At 57.7% G+C, this 14,606-nt stretch carries 13 protein-coding genes; 2 read left to right on the forward strand and 11 right to left on the reverse strand.

Features of this window, described 5'->3' with window-relative positions:
• Positions 1 to 16: 16 nt before the first annotated feature.
• The gene (locus HYPMC_RS16345) at positions 17 to 700 is read left to right on the forward strand and encodes a cysteine hydrolase family protein (RefSeq protein WP_013949144.1); all 684 of its coding nucleotides are present in this window, start codon (positions 17 to 19) and stop codon (positions 698 to 700) included.
• 57 nt (positions 701 to 757) lie between these two features.
• Here HYPMC_RS16345 and HYPMC_RS16350 read toward each other — a convergent pair whose 3' ends face one another.
• A complete protein-coding gene (locus HYPMC_RS16350) occupies positions 758 to 2,233 on the reverse strand; it encodes an aldehyde dehydrogenase family protein (protein ID WP_013949145.1) in 1,476 nt (491 codons plus the stop codon).
• A 368-nt stretch (positions 2,234 to 2,601) separates the two neighbouring features.
• On the opposite strand from HYPMC_RS16350, the gene HYPMC_RS16360 reads away from it, so the two are divergent.
• Complete coding sequence (locus HYPMC_RS16360; protein ID WP_024276289.1) at positions 2,602 to 3,798, forward strand: diaminopropionate ammonia-lyase; 1,197 nt, start codon at positions 2,602 to 2,604, stop codon at positions 3,796 to 3,798.
• 22 nt (positions 3,799 to 3,820) lie between these two features.
• Here the strand turns inward: HYPMC_RS16360 and HYPMC_RS16365 are convergent, their stop codons facing one another.
• The 10 genes from HYPMC_RS16365 to npdG form a co-directional block, all read right to left on the reverse strand.
• Entirely contained in the window at positions 3,821 to 4,594 is a 774-nt protein-coding gene (locus HYPMC_RS16365; protein ID WP_013949147.1) for a GntR family transcriptional regulator, read from the reverse strand.
• A gap of 187 nt (positions 4,595 to 4,781) precedes the next feature.
• Entirely contained in the window at positions 4,782 to 6,059 is a 1,278-nt protein-coding gene (locus HYPMC_RS16370; protein WP_013949148.1) for an ArgE/DapE family deacylase, read from the reverse strand.
• Positions 6,060 to 6,095: 36 nt separating this feature from the next.
• Positions 6,096 to 7,052, reverse strand: coding sequence for an LLM class flavin-dependent oxidoreductase (locus HYPMC_RS16375; protein ID WP_013949149.1), 957 nt, complete (start codon positions 7,050 to 7,052; stop codon positions 6,096 to 6,098).
• Positions 7,053 to 7,074: 22 nt separating this feature from the next.
• Positions 7,075 to 7,845, reverse strand: coding sequence for a 3-oxoadipate--succinyl-CoA transferase subunit B (locus HYPMC_RS16380; RefSeq protein ID WP_013949150.1), 771 nt, complete (start codon positions 7,843 to 7,845; stop codon positions 7,075 to 7,077).
• A complete protein-coding gene (locus HYPMC_RS16385; protein WP_013949151.1) occupies positions 7,838 to 8,803 on the reverse strand; it encodes a CoA transferase subunit A in 966 nt (321 codons plus the stop codon). Before HYPMC_RS16385 ends, HYPMC_RS16380 begins: the two co-directional genes overlap by 8 nt.
• Positions 8,804 to 9,009: 206 nt before the next feature.
• The gene (gene cofH, locus HYPMC_RS16390; RefSeq protein ID WP_013949152.1) at positions 9,010 to 11,403 is read right to left on the reverse strand and encodes a 5-amino-6-(D-ribitylamino)uracil--L-tyrosine 4-hydroxyphenyl transferase CofH; all 2,394 of its coding nucleotides are present in this window, start codon (positions 11,401 to 11,403) and stop codon (positions 9,010 to 9,012) included.
• Positions 11,403 to 12,095 carry a 2-phospho-L-lactate guanylyltransferase gene (gene cofC, locus HYPMC_RS16395; protein ID WP_013949153.1) on the reverse strand — a complete coding sequence of 231 codons (693 nt, stop codon included), beginning with the start codon at positions 12,093 to 12,095 and terminating at the stop codon, positions 11,403 to 11,405. The genes cofH and cofC overlap by 1 nt, the downstream gene beginning before the upstream one ends.
• A complete protein-coding gene (gene cofD, locus HYPMC_RS16400; protein ID WP_013949154.1) occupies positions 12,092 to 13,072 on the reverse strand; it encodes a 2-phospho-L-lactate transferase in 981 nt (326 codons plus the stop codon). Before cofD ends, cofC begins: the two co-directional genes overlap by 4 nt.
• Positions 13,069 to 13,839, reverse strand: coding sequence for a coenzyme F420-0:L-glutamate ligase (gene cofE, locus HYPMC_RS16405; protein ID WP_013949155.1), 771 nt, complete (start codon positions 13,837 to 13,839; stop codon positions 13,069 to 13,071). The genes cofD and cofE overlap by 4 nt, the downstream gene beginning before the upstream one ends.
• A gap of 5 nt (positions 13,840 to 13,844) precedes the next feature.
• Positions 13,845 to 14,510, reverse strand: coding sequence for an NADPH-dependent F420 reductase (gene npdG, locus HYPMC_RS16410; protein WP_013949156.1), 666 nt, complete (start codon positions 14,508 to 14,510; stop codon positions 13,845 to 13,847).
• Between the last annotated feature and the right edge of the window lie 96 nt (positions 14,511 to 14,606).

The following is a 14,606-nucleotide window of genomic DNA, read 5'->3' on the forward strand; positions in this document are numbered from 1 at the left end:
ACCGCAAGAGAAAGTGATGCCGATGGCGGTAGAAGCCGTGCCCTACACGTGGCCGCACGACCAAAAACTCGATCCACACCGATGCGCGCTGTTGATCATCGATATGCAGAAAGATTTCTGTTCCGAAGGTGGCTACGTGCATCGTATGGGCTATGGCATCGATGCAGCGCGCGGAACCATTCCCGCCATTCGGACGGCCCGCGATGCCATTCGCGCCGCTGGCGGCCTCGTCGTCTACACGCGTGAAGGGCATCGGGCAGACGGCAGCGATCTGTCACCGCTCAAGCTTTGGCGCTCGGAGAATGGCGGCGGCAAGATCGGCTCGAAGGGCCCGCTCGGCGGTTTGCTGATCCGCGGCGAGGAAGGCTGGGACATTATCGAAGAGCTGCGCCCTGCCGAGGGCGAGCCGGTTGTCGATAAACCGGGCTATAGCGCCTTTTACAATACGGATCTGGCCCAGATTCTAGCGGCGCGCGGGATCACGCATTTGATTTTGACGGGCGTGACGACAGACGTATGTGTGCACTCGACGCTTCGCGAGGCTGTCGATCGCGGCTACGAGTGCCTGACGCTTTCTGATTGCTGCGCGGCGACCGAGACAGCCAACCATGACGCCGCGTTGCGCACGATCACGACGGAAGGCGGAATTTTTGGTGCGGTTTCGACTTCGAAGGATCTACAGCGCGCGCTGTGCGGTTGAAGCATCCAATTGAGAGTCCGCAGGGACGAGCAGAAGCTCACCCCTGCAGTTTCATTGTCAGAATGGGAACTGACGCTGTCCCATCTGCAGCGTAATCCACTTCACTTCAGTCATTTCTTCCATGGAATAGCGACCGCCCTCACGGCCGAAACCGCTGTTCTTGACACCGCCGAACGGAACGTGTGGCTCGTCAGTGATCGTCGTGTCATTGACATGCACCATTCCGGACTCAAGACGCATGGAAAGATCTAGCGCCTTCTGCAAATCGTTGGTGATGACGGCGGCGGAAAGGCCGTAAGCCGTATCGTTGGCGACGCGCAGCGCCTCTTCCGAATCCCCAACCGAGATAAGCGAGACGACCGGGCCGAAGCTTTCCTCATGATAGATGCGCATCTCGGGCGTCACGCCGGCGAGCACCGTCGGCTGATAGAACGCGCCTTCGTGGGTGCCGCCAGTTAGTAAGCGCGCGCCTTTATCGACGGCGTCTTTGATGTGGCCATCGATGAACTCACACTGCGAGCGCCGGATCAGCGGACCGACAACAGTTTCGGGATCGCGCGGATCGCCGACTTTGATCTTCGCCGTCTTGGCGAGGAAGCGCTTTGAGAATTCCTCGTACAGCGGCGCCTCGACGATGACCTTCGAGTTGGCCATGCAGACTTGGCCCTGATGTAGAAAAATACCGAATGCAGCCGCATCGACAGCGTAATCGAGATCGGCATCCTTCAGAACAATGAGCGGGCTTTTTCCACCCATTTCAAGCGTGAAACGCTTCAGATTGCGCGCAGCTTCGACCGCCAGATAGCGACCCGTTCGCGTCGAGCCCGTGAACGTAATCATGCGGACGCGCGCATCTGCCAGAAGTGTTGCGCCGATTTCCTTGGGAGCACCCGGAATGACGTTGAGCACACCTTTCGGCAAACCCGCCTCCTGAAACACGTCGGCGATGATAGCGCCAGAGATCGGCGTTTCCTCGGATGGCTTTAGAACGAACGTGTTTCCGGCCGAAAGCGCGAAAGCGATCTTCTTCATTGAAAGCAGAAACGGCGAATTGAAGGGGGCGATACCGGCGATGACTCCCAGCGGCCGCCTGACCGACATCGAAATCTGACCCGGCATCGTCATCGGCATCGTCTCACCGAAGAGATGGCGAACATCGCCAGCCGTGCTGCGCATCAGATCGATAACGTAATCAATTTCCCAGAGCGCCTTGCTGAAGGCCGAGCCGCATTCCTCGATCAGAAGATCGCGGATCTCTTCCTTGCGCCGCGCCACGACCTCTCCAACGCGCAAAAGAAGCGTCTCGCGCTCGGCCGCAAGGCTTTCACCCCACGTCGCGTTGGCGCGATAAGCGGCTGCAATCGCATTCTCAACTTCCTCTCCACCCGCCTGCTGAGTGCGTGCGAAAACTTCTCCGGTTGCCGGATTGAGATCGTCGGCGATTTCGTTGCGCTTTGAGGTTACCCACTCGCCGTCGATGAAAAGCTTGTAGGTTTTCAATCCGTCGATCGTTTCGGTAGCGTTGGGGTTCATATCAACCTTCGTGGCGTTGTTTGCGGATATCCGGTCGTCGCGCGCACCTCGTGTGCGAGCACCAGATGCGGGCTGAGTGTGGCGTTTCGCACGGCATGTCAGACGCAATGAGCGTTTTTTCGTATTCGCGAAGGAATTTCCGAAACCAGAGCCGCACCGACGAGAGGCCAAAGCGACGCAACGAACGCGCATGGCCGTTTATCGTCGCGACGTTCCTGTTCATGCGGCTCAATGCCCATTGTTATACTAACATTAGTATAATAGGATGTACTCAATCGAGGCGAAGTTCAAGCGCGCTAATTGCTCAATTAATTGGCTCATCGCTCACTCTCGCATCGTACCTTCGAACCCACAGCCGAAGTCTCAGCATGCTCATCCTCAACGCGCATCCAGATCACAACGCTCCTCTCGACTCGACCGACGCCGCCGTGCTCAGCGCCGAAGCGACGGCGGAAGTCGAACGCTTCCTCACGTACCGCAGAAATCACGAGCCGACGCACTTACGGCGGCTGCCGGGTCTGGCGCGCGAACTCGGCGTCGCTTCGATAGAGATCAAAGACGAGAGCACACGTCTTGGACTCGGCAGCTTCAAAGCGCTCGGTGGTTCTTACGCGGTTATTCGTCTGGTTCTTGAAGAAGCAAGTCGACAGCTGGGCAAGCCCGTCGACATTCGCGATCTGCACTCGCCCGAAGTCCGTCATATCGCCGAACGGATGACCGTCGGCTGTGCGACTGACGGCAATCACGGCCGTTCGGTCGCCGCAGGCGCCGAACTCGTCGGCGCCAAAGCTGCGATCTTCGTCCACTCCGGCGTCAGTGACGAGCGCGTCGAGGCCATCGCGAAGTTCGGCGCCACGATGATCCGCGTCAACGGCAGTTACGATGACTCCGTCGCGGAAGCCGAGCGCGTTTGCGACGAGCGTGGATGGATCGTCGTCTCCGACACCTCGTGGCCCGGCTACGAGCGTATTCCGAGTCTCGTTATGCAAGGCTATACGGCGATGCTCGGAGAAGCCGTCCGAGACATGCCGCGGCCGCCGACCCACGTGTTTGTGCAGGCTGGCGTCGGCGGCTTGGCTGCAGGCGTTGCCGGATATTTCGCGGGAGTTTATGGCCCTCAACGCCCAAAATTTATCGTTGTCGAGCCAGAGTTGGCTGCCTGCGTTTTTGAAAGCGCGAAGGCCGGGCATACCGTCAAAGTCGCTCAAGGAGAAGCGACGATCATGGCCATGCTCGAATGCTACGAGCCGTCGTTGGTGGGGTGGCGCATCCTCAGCCGCTGCGCGGATGCTTTCATGACGCTTCGCGAAGAAGACGCTATAGATGCGATGCGACGCCTCGCATCGCCGGTCAACAATGACCCGGCGATTGTCTCGGGCGAAAGCGGATGTGCCGGGCTTGCCGGGTTAATCGCGGCCCTAGCCGATCCGAATGCGAAAAGGGCCATTGGGCTCGACGAAAATTCGCGCGTCTTCGTGATCAATACCGAAGGCGCTACCGATCAAGCGCGCTATGAAGCGATTGTCGGCCGCAAGCCGAGCGAGGTCTTGAGCGTGCCGGCCTGACGTCGGCACGGCATGACACGACTCACCTGCGTTTTGCGGATGCACGGCCTCTTGCTCCACCTTTTCCGAGAAGGTCGGAACGGACCGCAAAGCAATCTTTGATATAGTGGATGTTGGCGCTGTAGATCGCGATGTCGCGGTCGTCGACAAGAACGAGGTGGCAGTCAGCCACCGGTTCGCCAAGGCCGATTTTCAAGAGGTCCGCGGTTTCCGGATCTGCGACGCCGATCGTCAATGTCTGATAAGCATGTGCTATGACGACATCGCCCATTTCGACAATGACCGGCAGCGCCGCTCCACGCAGGAAACGCTTGCTGTCGCGCGCAAAAATCTTCTGATCGAGGTGAAGATTGACGACGGAAAATGGTGCGCCGTCGTTGTATTGGACGCTTCGCAGAAACGCATAAGAGTCGGCGAGATGCCCTTCGCCTGAACCGAGGTTCGGCTTTCCGGCGTTCTCTTGGACGCTTACGCTTTTGACGACATTCTGCTTGAGCGATTCGAGAACAGAATCGAAATCGGTTGCAAGATTGAACCAGCGATTATTCTTCGGCTTTCCGGAAACGAATGTGCCGCGGCCCTGCTGGGAATCGAGCAGGCCCTCATCGCGCAGAATCTCAACGGCTTGGCGGATCGTAACGCGGGCGACAAGAAATTCTTTCTCAAGCTCTTCGAGCGTTGAGATCTTCTCGCCTTCCTTCCAGTGCCCGGTTTCAATGCGTTGGCGCATTACCGAGGCGACCTGGAGATAAAGCGGGACCCGGCTGCGATCGTAAATCAGGGAAAGTTTGTTCATGAGCTCGATTTATGGATGACCGTCAAAGTGCTCTGACGAGAGGTATCCCGCAAATACAGAAAAGGATACCCCCAACTTCGTCATTTACTCCGTCAATTCGAGCTCAATGGGCCTTTCCTGATCGGCAATCGGTAGCGTGGCATCGCAGAGGTGCCGATTGTTTGGGCAGTCGGCACCCCTAATGAGTTCACTGGGCCGTTTCGCTGTTGCACCAATCGTAAATGCTCAGCGCCATGACCTTAATCGACGTGATGTAGTCGTCGATCGAAACGTACTCGTCATTAGCATGCATGATGGCTGTTGAGCCCGGACCAAAAATGACGGTCGGAGTATTGCCATAGCTGTTGAGAAAGCGCGTGTCGGCAGCACCTTGTCGGCCGCTGATGACCGGCTCGTTGCCGGTGATTTCAGTGTAGGCGCGCGACACCGTTTCGACGATCGGATGGTTGCGCGGAATTTCCGATGCCTCGGCATCGTAGCCGACGAACCGCACGACCGGTGGATGATCTTTCATCCATGGATCTTGCGCGGCCGCCTCAGCGACGGCGTCAACCAAGCTCTGCTTGACGCCCTCATGATCTTCGCTTGGCACCGTTCCGATACTACCTTTCAGCAAGCAACTCGCGGGAAAGGCACTCGGATAGTTGCCGGCTTGGAAGCTACCGACGATGCAGGGCAGCGAGTCGATTGCGCTTGGATAGAGCGGATGCGTCACTGTCGCGATGCGCTTGGCTTCCAGATCGGCGACGGCCTTAGTGATCTTGTTACCAAGCTCGATGCCGCTGATGCCCTTGTAACGTTGCTGGATACCTGCAGGCTTGCCTTGGATCTCGATCTCGAACCAGATGCGCCCGATGCATGCTGGCTGGACAGCAAGGTCGCTAGTCTCGCCGGAAATGCCTGCGTCCGCCGTATAGCCGCGAATGACCGTATCGAGGGTGCCGTGACCGCTGACCTCTTCGTCAATGACGACGTTGATCATAACGTCGCCCTTGGGCGTCAGGCCGAGTTCCTTCAGGTATTGCACAGCCAGGATATGGCTCGCGACGCCGCTCTTCATATCGCATGAGCCACGGCCGTAGATGCGGCCATCCTTGATACTCGCAGACCAAGGATTGTCGCTCCAGCCTTCACCATTGCCAACCGGAATAACGTCCGTATGGCCGTTGAGAAGCAGCGAACGACCGCCACCCGTGCCTTTGAGCGTTGCCACGATATTCGGACGACCTTCATAGCCGCGATCGACCGGACGATAGCCAGGATGCTTCTTCAGCTCTTCCCAGTTGGTCTCCCACATGTCGACGTCGAGGCCTACGGTCTTCATGTATTCCGAAACGAACTTCTGAATGGCGGCTTCGTCGCCAGTGACGCTCGGGATAGTCACCATATCCCTTAGAAAGCCGACAGCATGATCTTTGCTGGTATCGATCTTATCGAGAATCTTCTTACGGTTCGGATCAGTCATTCCAATGTCTCCGGGACGTCGTCATTTTCAAGAAAATCAAAGAGCCTTGAGGCGCGGGATGATTTCACGCGCGATGATCTCGACTTGCTCCGGTTGATACTTGTAAGGAACGAAGATGATCTTCTGCACGCCGACGGCTATGTGCTCGCGCAATTGCTCGACGCACTCATCAACTGTCCCCATAATTGCGCTGTCGCGCGAGCAATCGCTGTGGGCTGGGAAATCCCATTCCTTGTTGAGCCAATCCATCATCTCGTCTTGGATGGCGGCCTTCGACGGTCCAATCATGATCGGAAGCTGAGAGGCGTTGAGAAGCGTGTCGGGATCTTTTCCCGCATCCTTGGCGAAGCTGCGAATCTTGTCCCAGGACCTCTTGAAATCTGCCGGACGGTAGAAATACGTTAGCCAGCCATCACCAGCGGTCGCAGCGCGTTGTAGAACCTTATCAACATAACCACCGACCAGGAGCGGCATACGCGGCTTTTGCACGGGCTTTGGATACATCACGGCTGACGACATGTTGTGATGCATGTACTGACCGGTCACTTTGTCTTCGGTCCACAACCGGTTCAGGATTTCGAGATTTTCGTCCATGATCTTGCCGCGCTTTTCGAACGGCACACCAACGGCATCGAACTCGCGCTTGTACCAGCCGGACGCCATGCCCATGATCAGGCGACCGTCCGACAACTGATCCATGCTCGCGAGCTGCTTCGCGAGCACAACAGGGTTGCGCAGCGGCAGAACGAGAATGCCCGTGCCCATCTTGATGCGCGTGGTGCGTGCTGCAATTCCGGTCAGGACGGTGAGAGAATCGATAATAGGAAAATTCGGATCGACACCGAGCAGCATATGATCCCACACCCAAACGGAATCGTATCCCAACTCTTCGGCACGAACGCCATAATCGACGAGCTGCCGCGCATTCGGCATTTCGGGATAGGCCGTAAAATTCCGTGCCGCGACGCCGAACGTTTTGGAAAGCATTGTCATCTTAGTCCTCAGTGAATTTTTCTTAGGCGGTAAAAAGACGTTCGGGATCGAGCATCCTGAGCGTTTCAAGCTCTCGACTGGTCGGCGGCTCGGTTACCAAGACGTTGCTATCGAAAGTCAGATCGAATCCGGTGTTGTCTTGCACCTCTTCGGACGTCACGCCGGGATTGAGTGCAAGCACCTTGATGCGCCGCGTCTCGTCATCAAATCCGAATACAGCCAGCTCGGTGATGACACGAAACATGCCGCCGGCTGGAAGGCCGAGCTCGGCTCGCGTGTTGTGCCCGCGGATGAATCCCGGACTCGTGATGAAATCGACATACTCCACGAAGCGACGCTTCTCGTGCTTCATCGCCACGATCATATTCGTGAGGCTCGAAATATCGTTGCCGCCACCCGTTCCCGGCAGACGCGTCTTCGGCGCGGCTGGATCGCCGATATAGGATGAATTGAGATTGCCGAATTGATCGATCTGCGCGCCGCCCATGAACCCGATATCGACGTATCCGCGCTGAAGAAGCAAAAGCACGTCGGCGCTGCCGAGCACCATGTTCGCCCGCTTCGTACAGCGCTGATCGTTGGTCGATGGCGGCAGCTTGCCTGGCTCGACAAATGCACCAACCACCCCGCCTTCAAACAGAATGGTCAAACCCGGGCAACCGGTGCGCTGCGCAAGCGTTGCGGCGAGAAGCGGGATGCCGATGCCCGCGAAGACGACTTGCCCATCTTTGAGCTGGCGAGCGCTGAGGACCGTCAGGATCTCGGCTGCGCTGTAGCTGTTGCGCTCAGTCATTGTACATGCTCCGGCCTTTCCTCGTTGCTTCGAGGAGTTCCTCCATCCCGATTAGCGAAAGGAAAGCGGCCCAGTTCTTCGGTTCGTAGACATAGCGTTCAAGATATTTCAGCACACCTCCAACAGGATCCGCGTTGGCCTGCGCCACATAAGATTCCATGTGCTGCATCATCGGCTCATAAAGGCCGTAGCATTCATGCGGCGCCGAGCCGTAAGGAACCTCGACGACGGCATCGACGCAGAAGAACGGTATCTTCGTGTGATCGGGCGCACGCCGGATTTGATCGTTCGAGACGATGCGTTCCGTCGTCAGGATTACGCAATTGGCGGCCATTGCGAGGTCGATGTCCATGAATTGAAGGCCATCAATCTGCGCGTTGCCATAGGCGTCACAGCGCTGGACGTGGATCAATGCGACATCAGGATTGAGCGCCGGCACCAAAAGCAACTTCTCACCCGTGAAGGGACAATCCGTTTCACGCACTTCCGGACGCTGGGCCATGACGTCGGAGCCGAGCATCGAGCGGATCGGCAGAAAAGGTACGCCCATGCCGCCGGCGCGAAAGCGCATACCGATCGCCATATGGCTCCATTCTTGATAGCGCTTGTCGCCCTTCTCGACGTGGTGGCGCATTACCTTCGACAATCCCCAAAGGATGCCTTGCGCGAACCAGCTCGTGACAATCTCGTCAGCGACGCCGGATCCGAAAAGAAGATCACCATCCGTCGAAACGATGCAGCGCGAGCACGACAGGGCTTTGCGGCGCTGGCGGATCAATTCCCAGATCATCGCCATCGGAGTTCGCGACATCGTCGATCCGCCGATTCCAACCGACGCGCCATCAGGGATAAGAGCGGCGGCCTCTGCGAGAGACATCACCTTTTCTCGAAGACTTCGATCACGCACGGCGAGGTTTTCCCTCAGGGTCGCGTAAGGCTGCACTGTGGGCGTCGACACCCATTCCTCCTTGGCCGGCGCAGGCCGGCATCATTCAGCAGCTTCCGACGTTCGGAATTGGCCGCTCAAACTCGTTTCGAGCGAAGCGCTCTCGAATTTCGAATGTGAGATAATCATACCAACAATAGGATGACTAGTTCATATTATGGTCTTTCTGCGCGCTTTTTAGTCGAAGGTCAGATCATCGATTTTTGGGGCGGTGAGTGTTAGAGCGAGAGCTGCTGCTCTTCTGCGTTTACGCCACGGATCTCGCGTGTCGCGGTGGACGCCATTTCGTAGAGCGTGGTGCGTCGCCGCGGCTGTCGGCCAGACGTGCGAATGATCTCTTCCATTCGTTCCGGCGTCATTTCCTGGCCGTGACTTGCGCCCGCCGAACGCGAGATACTCTCATCCATCAGCGTGCCACCGAGATCGTTCACACCTGCGTCAAGGCATAGGCGAACACCGTCGGCGCCTAGCTTTACCCAGGACGCTTGAATGTTCGTGATGTGCGGATGCAGCACAAGTCGCGATACTGCATGCATCAGTATCGCTTCACGGAACGTCGGTCCTGGCCGTGCGCGACCTTTGAGATACATCGGCGCTTCCATATGCACGAACGGTAGCGGAACGAACTCCGTGAACCCGCCGGTCTCGATTTGCAGATTGCGAATGCGCAGCAGGTGTCGCGCCCAATGTTCATAGCGGTCGATGTGACCGAACATGATCGTTGCCGTCGACTTGAAGCCGGACAGGTGGGCCGTCCTCATAACGTCGAGCCATTCGGCGCTGTCGAGCTTATCGGGGCATAGCTGCTGGCGAACTTCGTCGTCCAGGATTTCAGCTGCCGTTCCGGGCAGCGTTCCGAGGCCGGCCGCCTTGAGTTGCCCAAGAAACGAACGAACGGTGATACCGAGCGTCTTCGCGCCCTGTGCCACTTCAAGTGGCGAAAACGCGTGGAGATGCATCTGTGGCACACGCGTTTTTACGGCGTTGCAGATATCGAGATACCGTTGGCCTGTGTAGGACGGATGAATGCCGCCCTGCATACAGACTTCTGTCGCGCCGCGGTCCCAAGCCTCAAAGGCGCGATGTGCGATTTCATCAAGGCCGAGGTCGTACGGCTTGCCGCGCAAATTTTCGCTCAGTTTGCCTTTCGAGAACGCGCAGAACTGGCATTTGAAATAGCAGATGTTGGTGTAGTTGATGTTCCGCGTAATGACGTAGCTTACGACGTCGCCGTTTGTGCGCCGTCGCAGTTCATCGGCAGCGCGGCAAACCGCAGAAAAGTCGTCGCTCTGAGCGCGAAATAGCGAGACGATATCATCTTCGCCAAGGCATCTGCCGTCCGATACCTTGTCGAGAACTGCACGAATCCGGTCGGACGCTTGATGCGATTTTCTCGCACGCACGAGCTTGACGTCGTGCGCAGGTGGCTCTTCCAGTCGGCCGACGCACCAAGTATCTGTTCGCGGCCATCCGTCCGCGTCAGTCATGACGAATAACGGCTTTAACACGGTTCTGTCGACCCACTTCGACGGCTGCCGTGCGAACGCGGGATAAATTGCGACACGTTCGCGGAGCGCTTTTCCAACGGCGCTTGTTTCTTGTTCGAGAACCCTCACATGCGGCCAAGGCGCTTCCGGATTGACGAAGTCCGGCGTTACCGGCGATACGCCACCCCAATCATTGATGCCAGCCGAGACGAGTGCCGGTAGATCCCCGGCGCTCAGGTTCGGCGGCGCTTGGATATTCATTTCTGGCTCGAAGAGTAGCCGCGCGATTGCAATCGTCCAGAGATGATCATCGAGCGTCGGCGCTGCGACGTCAGCCATGCGTGTGCCGGGCTTGGGTCTAAAATTCTGGACGATGATTTCTTGTATATGCCCATACTGGTCGTTGAGGTCGCGCAGCGCAACGAGCGCATCGATACGCTCCTCACGTGTCTCGCCGATGCCGATCAGAATGCCGGACGTGAAGGCAATGCCATGGACGCCAGCGCGCCGGATCGTGTCGAGACGCGCGGCTGGCGCCTTATCGGGCGAGCCGTAATGTACTTGGCCTTTTTCGCACAGGCGCTCGGACGCGCTCTCAAGCATGATGCCTTGCGAAGCTGCAACGCTGCGAAGCGAGAGCAGATCATCGTCGGACATGAGACCGGGATTGATGTGAGGGAGTAACCCGGTTTCCTTAAGGACGACGGAGGCCATCTCAGCGACGTATGAGAGCGTCGTATCGTGGCCGAGCGCGCGCAGCTCGTCGCGCGCGAATTCGTAGCGCAGCTCCGGCTTATCTCCGAGTGTAAAAAGCGCTTCCTTGCATCCAGCCTTCTTACCGCTCATCGCAATGGACAGGACTTCATCGCGCGTCAGATAAGCACGCTCTCCCTTGCGCGGGGGATGGGCAAAAGTACAGTAGTGACAGACATCGCGACACAGCTGCGTCAGCGGAATGAAGACTTTGCGGGAATATGAAACCACGTCTCCGTGTGCTGCGTCCCTGCGCCGAGCGGCGGCGTCGAGAAGCGGCGCGATATCGTCGAGGTCGACGAGCGCCATCGCCTCGTCGCGACTGAGGCGCGAACCAGATTTACGCGAGAGAATATCGGAAACGCCTGTCATCAAATTACGAGCTCAAACTGCCGTTTCGGCGCGAAATGCCGAAAGCTCGCCAGGCATGCGAGCGTTCGCAGGCCACAACGAAGCGATGCACCCATGACGAGATCCGAGGGAACATCAACATCGTGCCCGGCGCCCCGCAGTGGCAGGACCAGCGGCTCTAGACCGGCACTGCGGGCTAATGAAAGATGTCGGGCAAAGCTATCGGTTCCGAACGCCGGATCCATGACGTTCCATGGCGATAAGCCTAAAATATTAGTGCCCGCATCCCGCACCGCTTCGGTAATGACGACCGCATGCGTCTTCAACGCGGACACGGCTTCCGAAAGCTCCGCTGCCGTAACGAATGGAAGATCGGCCGGCACCGCCATGATTGCGGGATTATTTCGAAATTTTCCGACCGTTCGAATACCCTGAGAGATCGCGGCATTGAGCCCCGCCTCCGTTGGCTCCGCAACAACTCTCGCGCCGAAGTCCGCAGCGAGCGCATGGGCGTCGAGATCCGACGTCACGACCAGGGTACCCGCTAATCCGCGCGTGCAAGCCAACTGTTCGAGAACGTCTGCGGCCATGGCTTTAGCGAGCGTTGCGCGCTCGTGCGGATTGAGCACATCGCTCAGACGACTTTTCGCGCCCGCGAACCGTCTGATAGGGACAATGGCCCAAATATTGTTCTGTAGCATGTTCTGAATCATCGCGAGACTCTAGCTTGACGGAGTTCGTTGGCGAAGGCGAGAGAGGCATGCGCCAAACGCTCCTTGTCGGCGGCGCTTGTCATCATCGTGCGCGTAGCCATGGTTGCGAGTTCGATCGAGCTGGCATCGATCGCATCGACTTCGTCGATGATGAGACCATCGATAATGCCGCGATAGTGTTCTGCGATGGCCTTCGAATTCGTCGGCATGTGGAGCTGTGCCATGATTTTCGCAGTCGGCCCTTTGACGGCAGCGCCACCGATGATCGGAGAAACGGCAATGACCGGCGCGTCGACACGATCTAGAAGATCGAGAGCGCCTGGCGTCGCAAGAATAGGATCGATGCTAAGAAACGGGTTAGATGGGCAGATTATGACGGCGCGCAGCATCGGCGATTGCAACGCCTTTTGAACAGCATCACTTACGTGGGCCGATTCTGCGCCCTCGAAGCGAATGGCGCTGACTTTCGGCTCGCATCGATGTTTGACGAAATAATCTTGAAAGGGCAGGTCACCGTCTGGCGTTTCGACGATCGTCCGTACCGGTTGATCCGACATCGGCAGAATCGTCGCTGTGATCCCGAGCTGCTGCGCGATAGCGCTCGTAAAAGACGTAAGCGTCTCTCCCGCCCGCAGGCGTTGAGTTCTCAGCACATGCAGCGCCAGATCTTTATCGCCAAGCTGAAACCATGCTTCGCCTCCGAGTTCTGCGAGTGAGGCCATGAAATTCCAGCTTTCATCGGCGCGCCCCCAGCCACGTTCTTGATCGGAAAGTCCGGATAGCGTGTAGAGCACGGTATCGATATCAGGAGAGACCATCAAACCATGATGTTCGAAATCGTCACCCGTGTTGACAATCAGCTTGAGACTTTTCCCGAGAACGCGTTGCAATCCGAGCGCAAGCTTCGCGCCACCGACACCACCGCAGAGCGCCACGACGCTGCCGACCTCATTTGATTGCGGCATGGGCGTGCTCATCGAAAGAGATCCCTCTCCTTGTCGCGAACGAGCACCGACGCCGAGCGCTCAGGTGCGCTCGCTTGAAAGCCGCGAACAATCACGGCAGGCAACCCCGCCCCCGCCTGCCCCATCAAAAGCGAAGCTGCCGACGCAAGTTCGTCGGCAATGGCAACTTCCGTCACCCGCAACTCGCGACCAAAGAGATCAGAGCTGCCAACAAGATCGACCAGTGATGGAACTCCTGCGCTGCCGATGGCTATCCCCACGACGCCATTGCGCCACGGCCGACCGAAACTGTCGTTAATGATGACGCCGATCGCCACGTCGAAATCCGCATCGAGTGCCGCTTTGATGGATGCTGCGCTGCCGTCGGGATCGCAAGGCAGGAGAAGCAATCGGCCTGCTCCCTCGCCATGGGAGATGTTCGACTCGTCGATGCCGGCATTGGCCATCACGAAACCGAGCTTGTGGGCGGCAATAATGAGGTGGGGCCCGACTTTGACGATATCGTCGGATTCACTGAGAATTGTTTCGACGTGCCGAGGATCTTTGCCACTTCGTTGCGCCAGAGCTTTGGCTTCTTCCGACGGCACGACGGCTTCGAGATCGACATAGCGGCCTTCGGCCTTCGATACGATCTTTTGCGCGACAACCAGAATATCGCTGTCTTGCAGACCGACACCGTTATCTCGAACCGCCGCCGCGAGGATCGCAGCCAGATCGTCGCCTGGCTCGATCAACGGAACTCCTCGCAAAGCAAACAATGTGACGGGCGCGGTTTGCATCGTGTCTATACCGCCTCGTTGGCTTCCAGCCCGGTAATACCAATGCCGGCGCTCGGAACCTTATATTGCCGGTTGATCCAGATAAGGACGGACGTCATTGCCTCAGCGGCGGCGGAATTCGCCAACGCGCCGCCGGCAACGCCACGACGCGCCACCACACCAGCCAGTTCAACGACCGTGCTGCGTGCGTTCTTATCATCGCTGAAGACAAGCACATCGCAATCAGCGCGACCGCCAGAGTGAAGCTTCTTGGCGCCCACATTATGAAATGCCGAAACGACCCTCACTCCGTCACCGAAAAGCCGTTGCGATATCTGCGCGGCCGAGCCGTCTACCGGGAGCTGTACGGTCGACACTTTTGGCGGCACGAGCGGCACAGTGGCATCAATGACGATCTTGCCCTGCGCCGCATCCTTGATCTCGGCAATAGTCGAAGCATGATTGCTGAACGGAATCGTTAGCACGATGATTGTCGCTGTGGCTGCGGCCTCTCCATTCGACAACCCAGTAACGCCATGACCAATCTCGGCAGCAGAGGCTTCTGCCTTGTCTTTTGAGCGCGAACCGACAATCACTTTGTAACCGGCGGCGGCCCAGACCTTAGCCAAGCCCGATCCCAGATCGCCTGTGCCCCCTATGATTCCTATGGTTGGCTTCATCGTATTTGCCATGCTCCCGGTTCTTAGTCTCGTGGGTGCCAAGGCCAGCGAGCGCCAGAAGCAAAACATACTATTTATAGAATAACAATATGTTTTACCGTAAACCAA

The sequence above is a fragment of the Hyphomicrobium sp. MC1 genome (assembly GCF_000253295.1).
Lineage (GTDB): Bacteria > Pseudomonadota > Alphaproteobacteria > Rhizobiales > Hyphomicrobiaceae > Hyphomicrobium_B.

Bases quoted from the DNA above. Each gene is read 5' to 3' on its own strand.
- HYPMC_RS16365 (WP_013949147.1), bottom strand. From the start codon at position 4,594: ATGAACAAACTTTCCCTGATTTACGATCGCAGCCGGGTCCCGCTTTAT.
- HYPMC_RS16345 (WP_013949144.1), top strand. From the start codon at position 17: ATGCCGATGGCGGTAGAAGCCGTGCCCTACACGTGGCCGCACGACCAA.
- cofC (WP_013949153.1), bottom strand. From the start codon at position 12,095: ATGATTCAGAACATGCTACAGAACAATATTTGGGCCATTGTCCCTATC.
- npdG (WP_013949156.1), bottom strand. From the start codon at position 14,510: ATGGCAAATACGATGAAGCCAACCATAGGAATCATAGGGGGCACAGGC.
- cofH (WP_013949152.1), bottom strand. From the start codon at position 11,403: ATGACAGGCGTTTCCGATATTCTCTCGCGTAAATCTGGTTCGCGCCTC.
- cofD (WP_013949154.1), bottom strand. From the start codon at position 13,072: ATGAGCACGCCCATGCCGCAATCAAATGAGGTCGGCAGCGTCGTGGCG.
- cofE (WP_013949155.1), bottom strand. From the start codon at position 13,839: ATGCAAACCGCGCCCGTCACATTGTTTGCTTTGCGAGGAGTTCCGTTG.
- HYPMC_RS16380 (WP_013949150.1), bottom strand. From the start codon at position 7,845: ATGACTGAGCGCAACAGCTACAGCGCAGCCGAGATCCTGACGGTCCTC.
- HYPMC_RS16360 (WP_024276289.1), top strand. From the start codon at position 2,602: ATGCTCATCCTCAACGCGCATCCAGATCACAACGCTCCTCTCGACTCG.
- HYPMC_RS16375 (WP_013949149.1), bottom strand. From the start codon at position 7,052: ATGACAATGCTTTCCAAAACGTTCGGCGTCGCGGCACGGAATTTTACG.
- HYPMC_RS16350 (WP_013949145.1), bottom strand. From the start codon at position 2,233: ATGAACCCCAACGCTACCGAAACGATCGACGGATTGAAAACCTACAAG.
- HYPMC_RS16370 (WP_013949148.1), bottom strand. From the start codon at position 6,059: ATGACTGATCCGAACCGTAAGAAGATTCTCGATAAGATCGATACCAGC.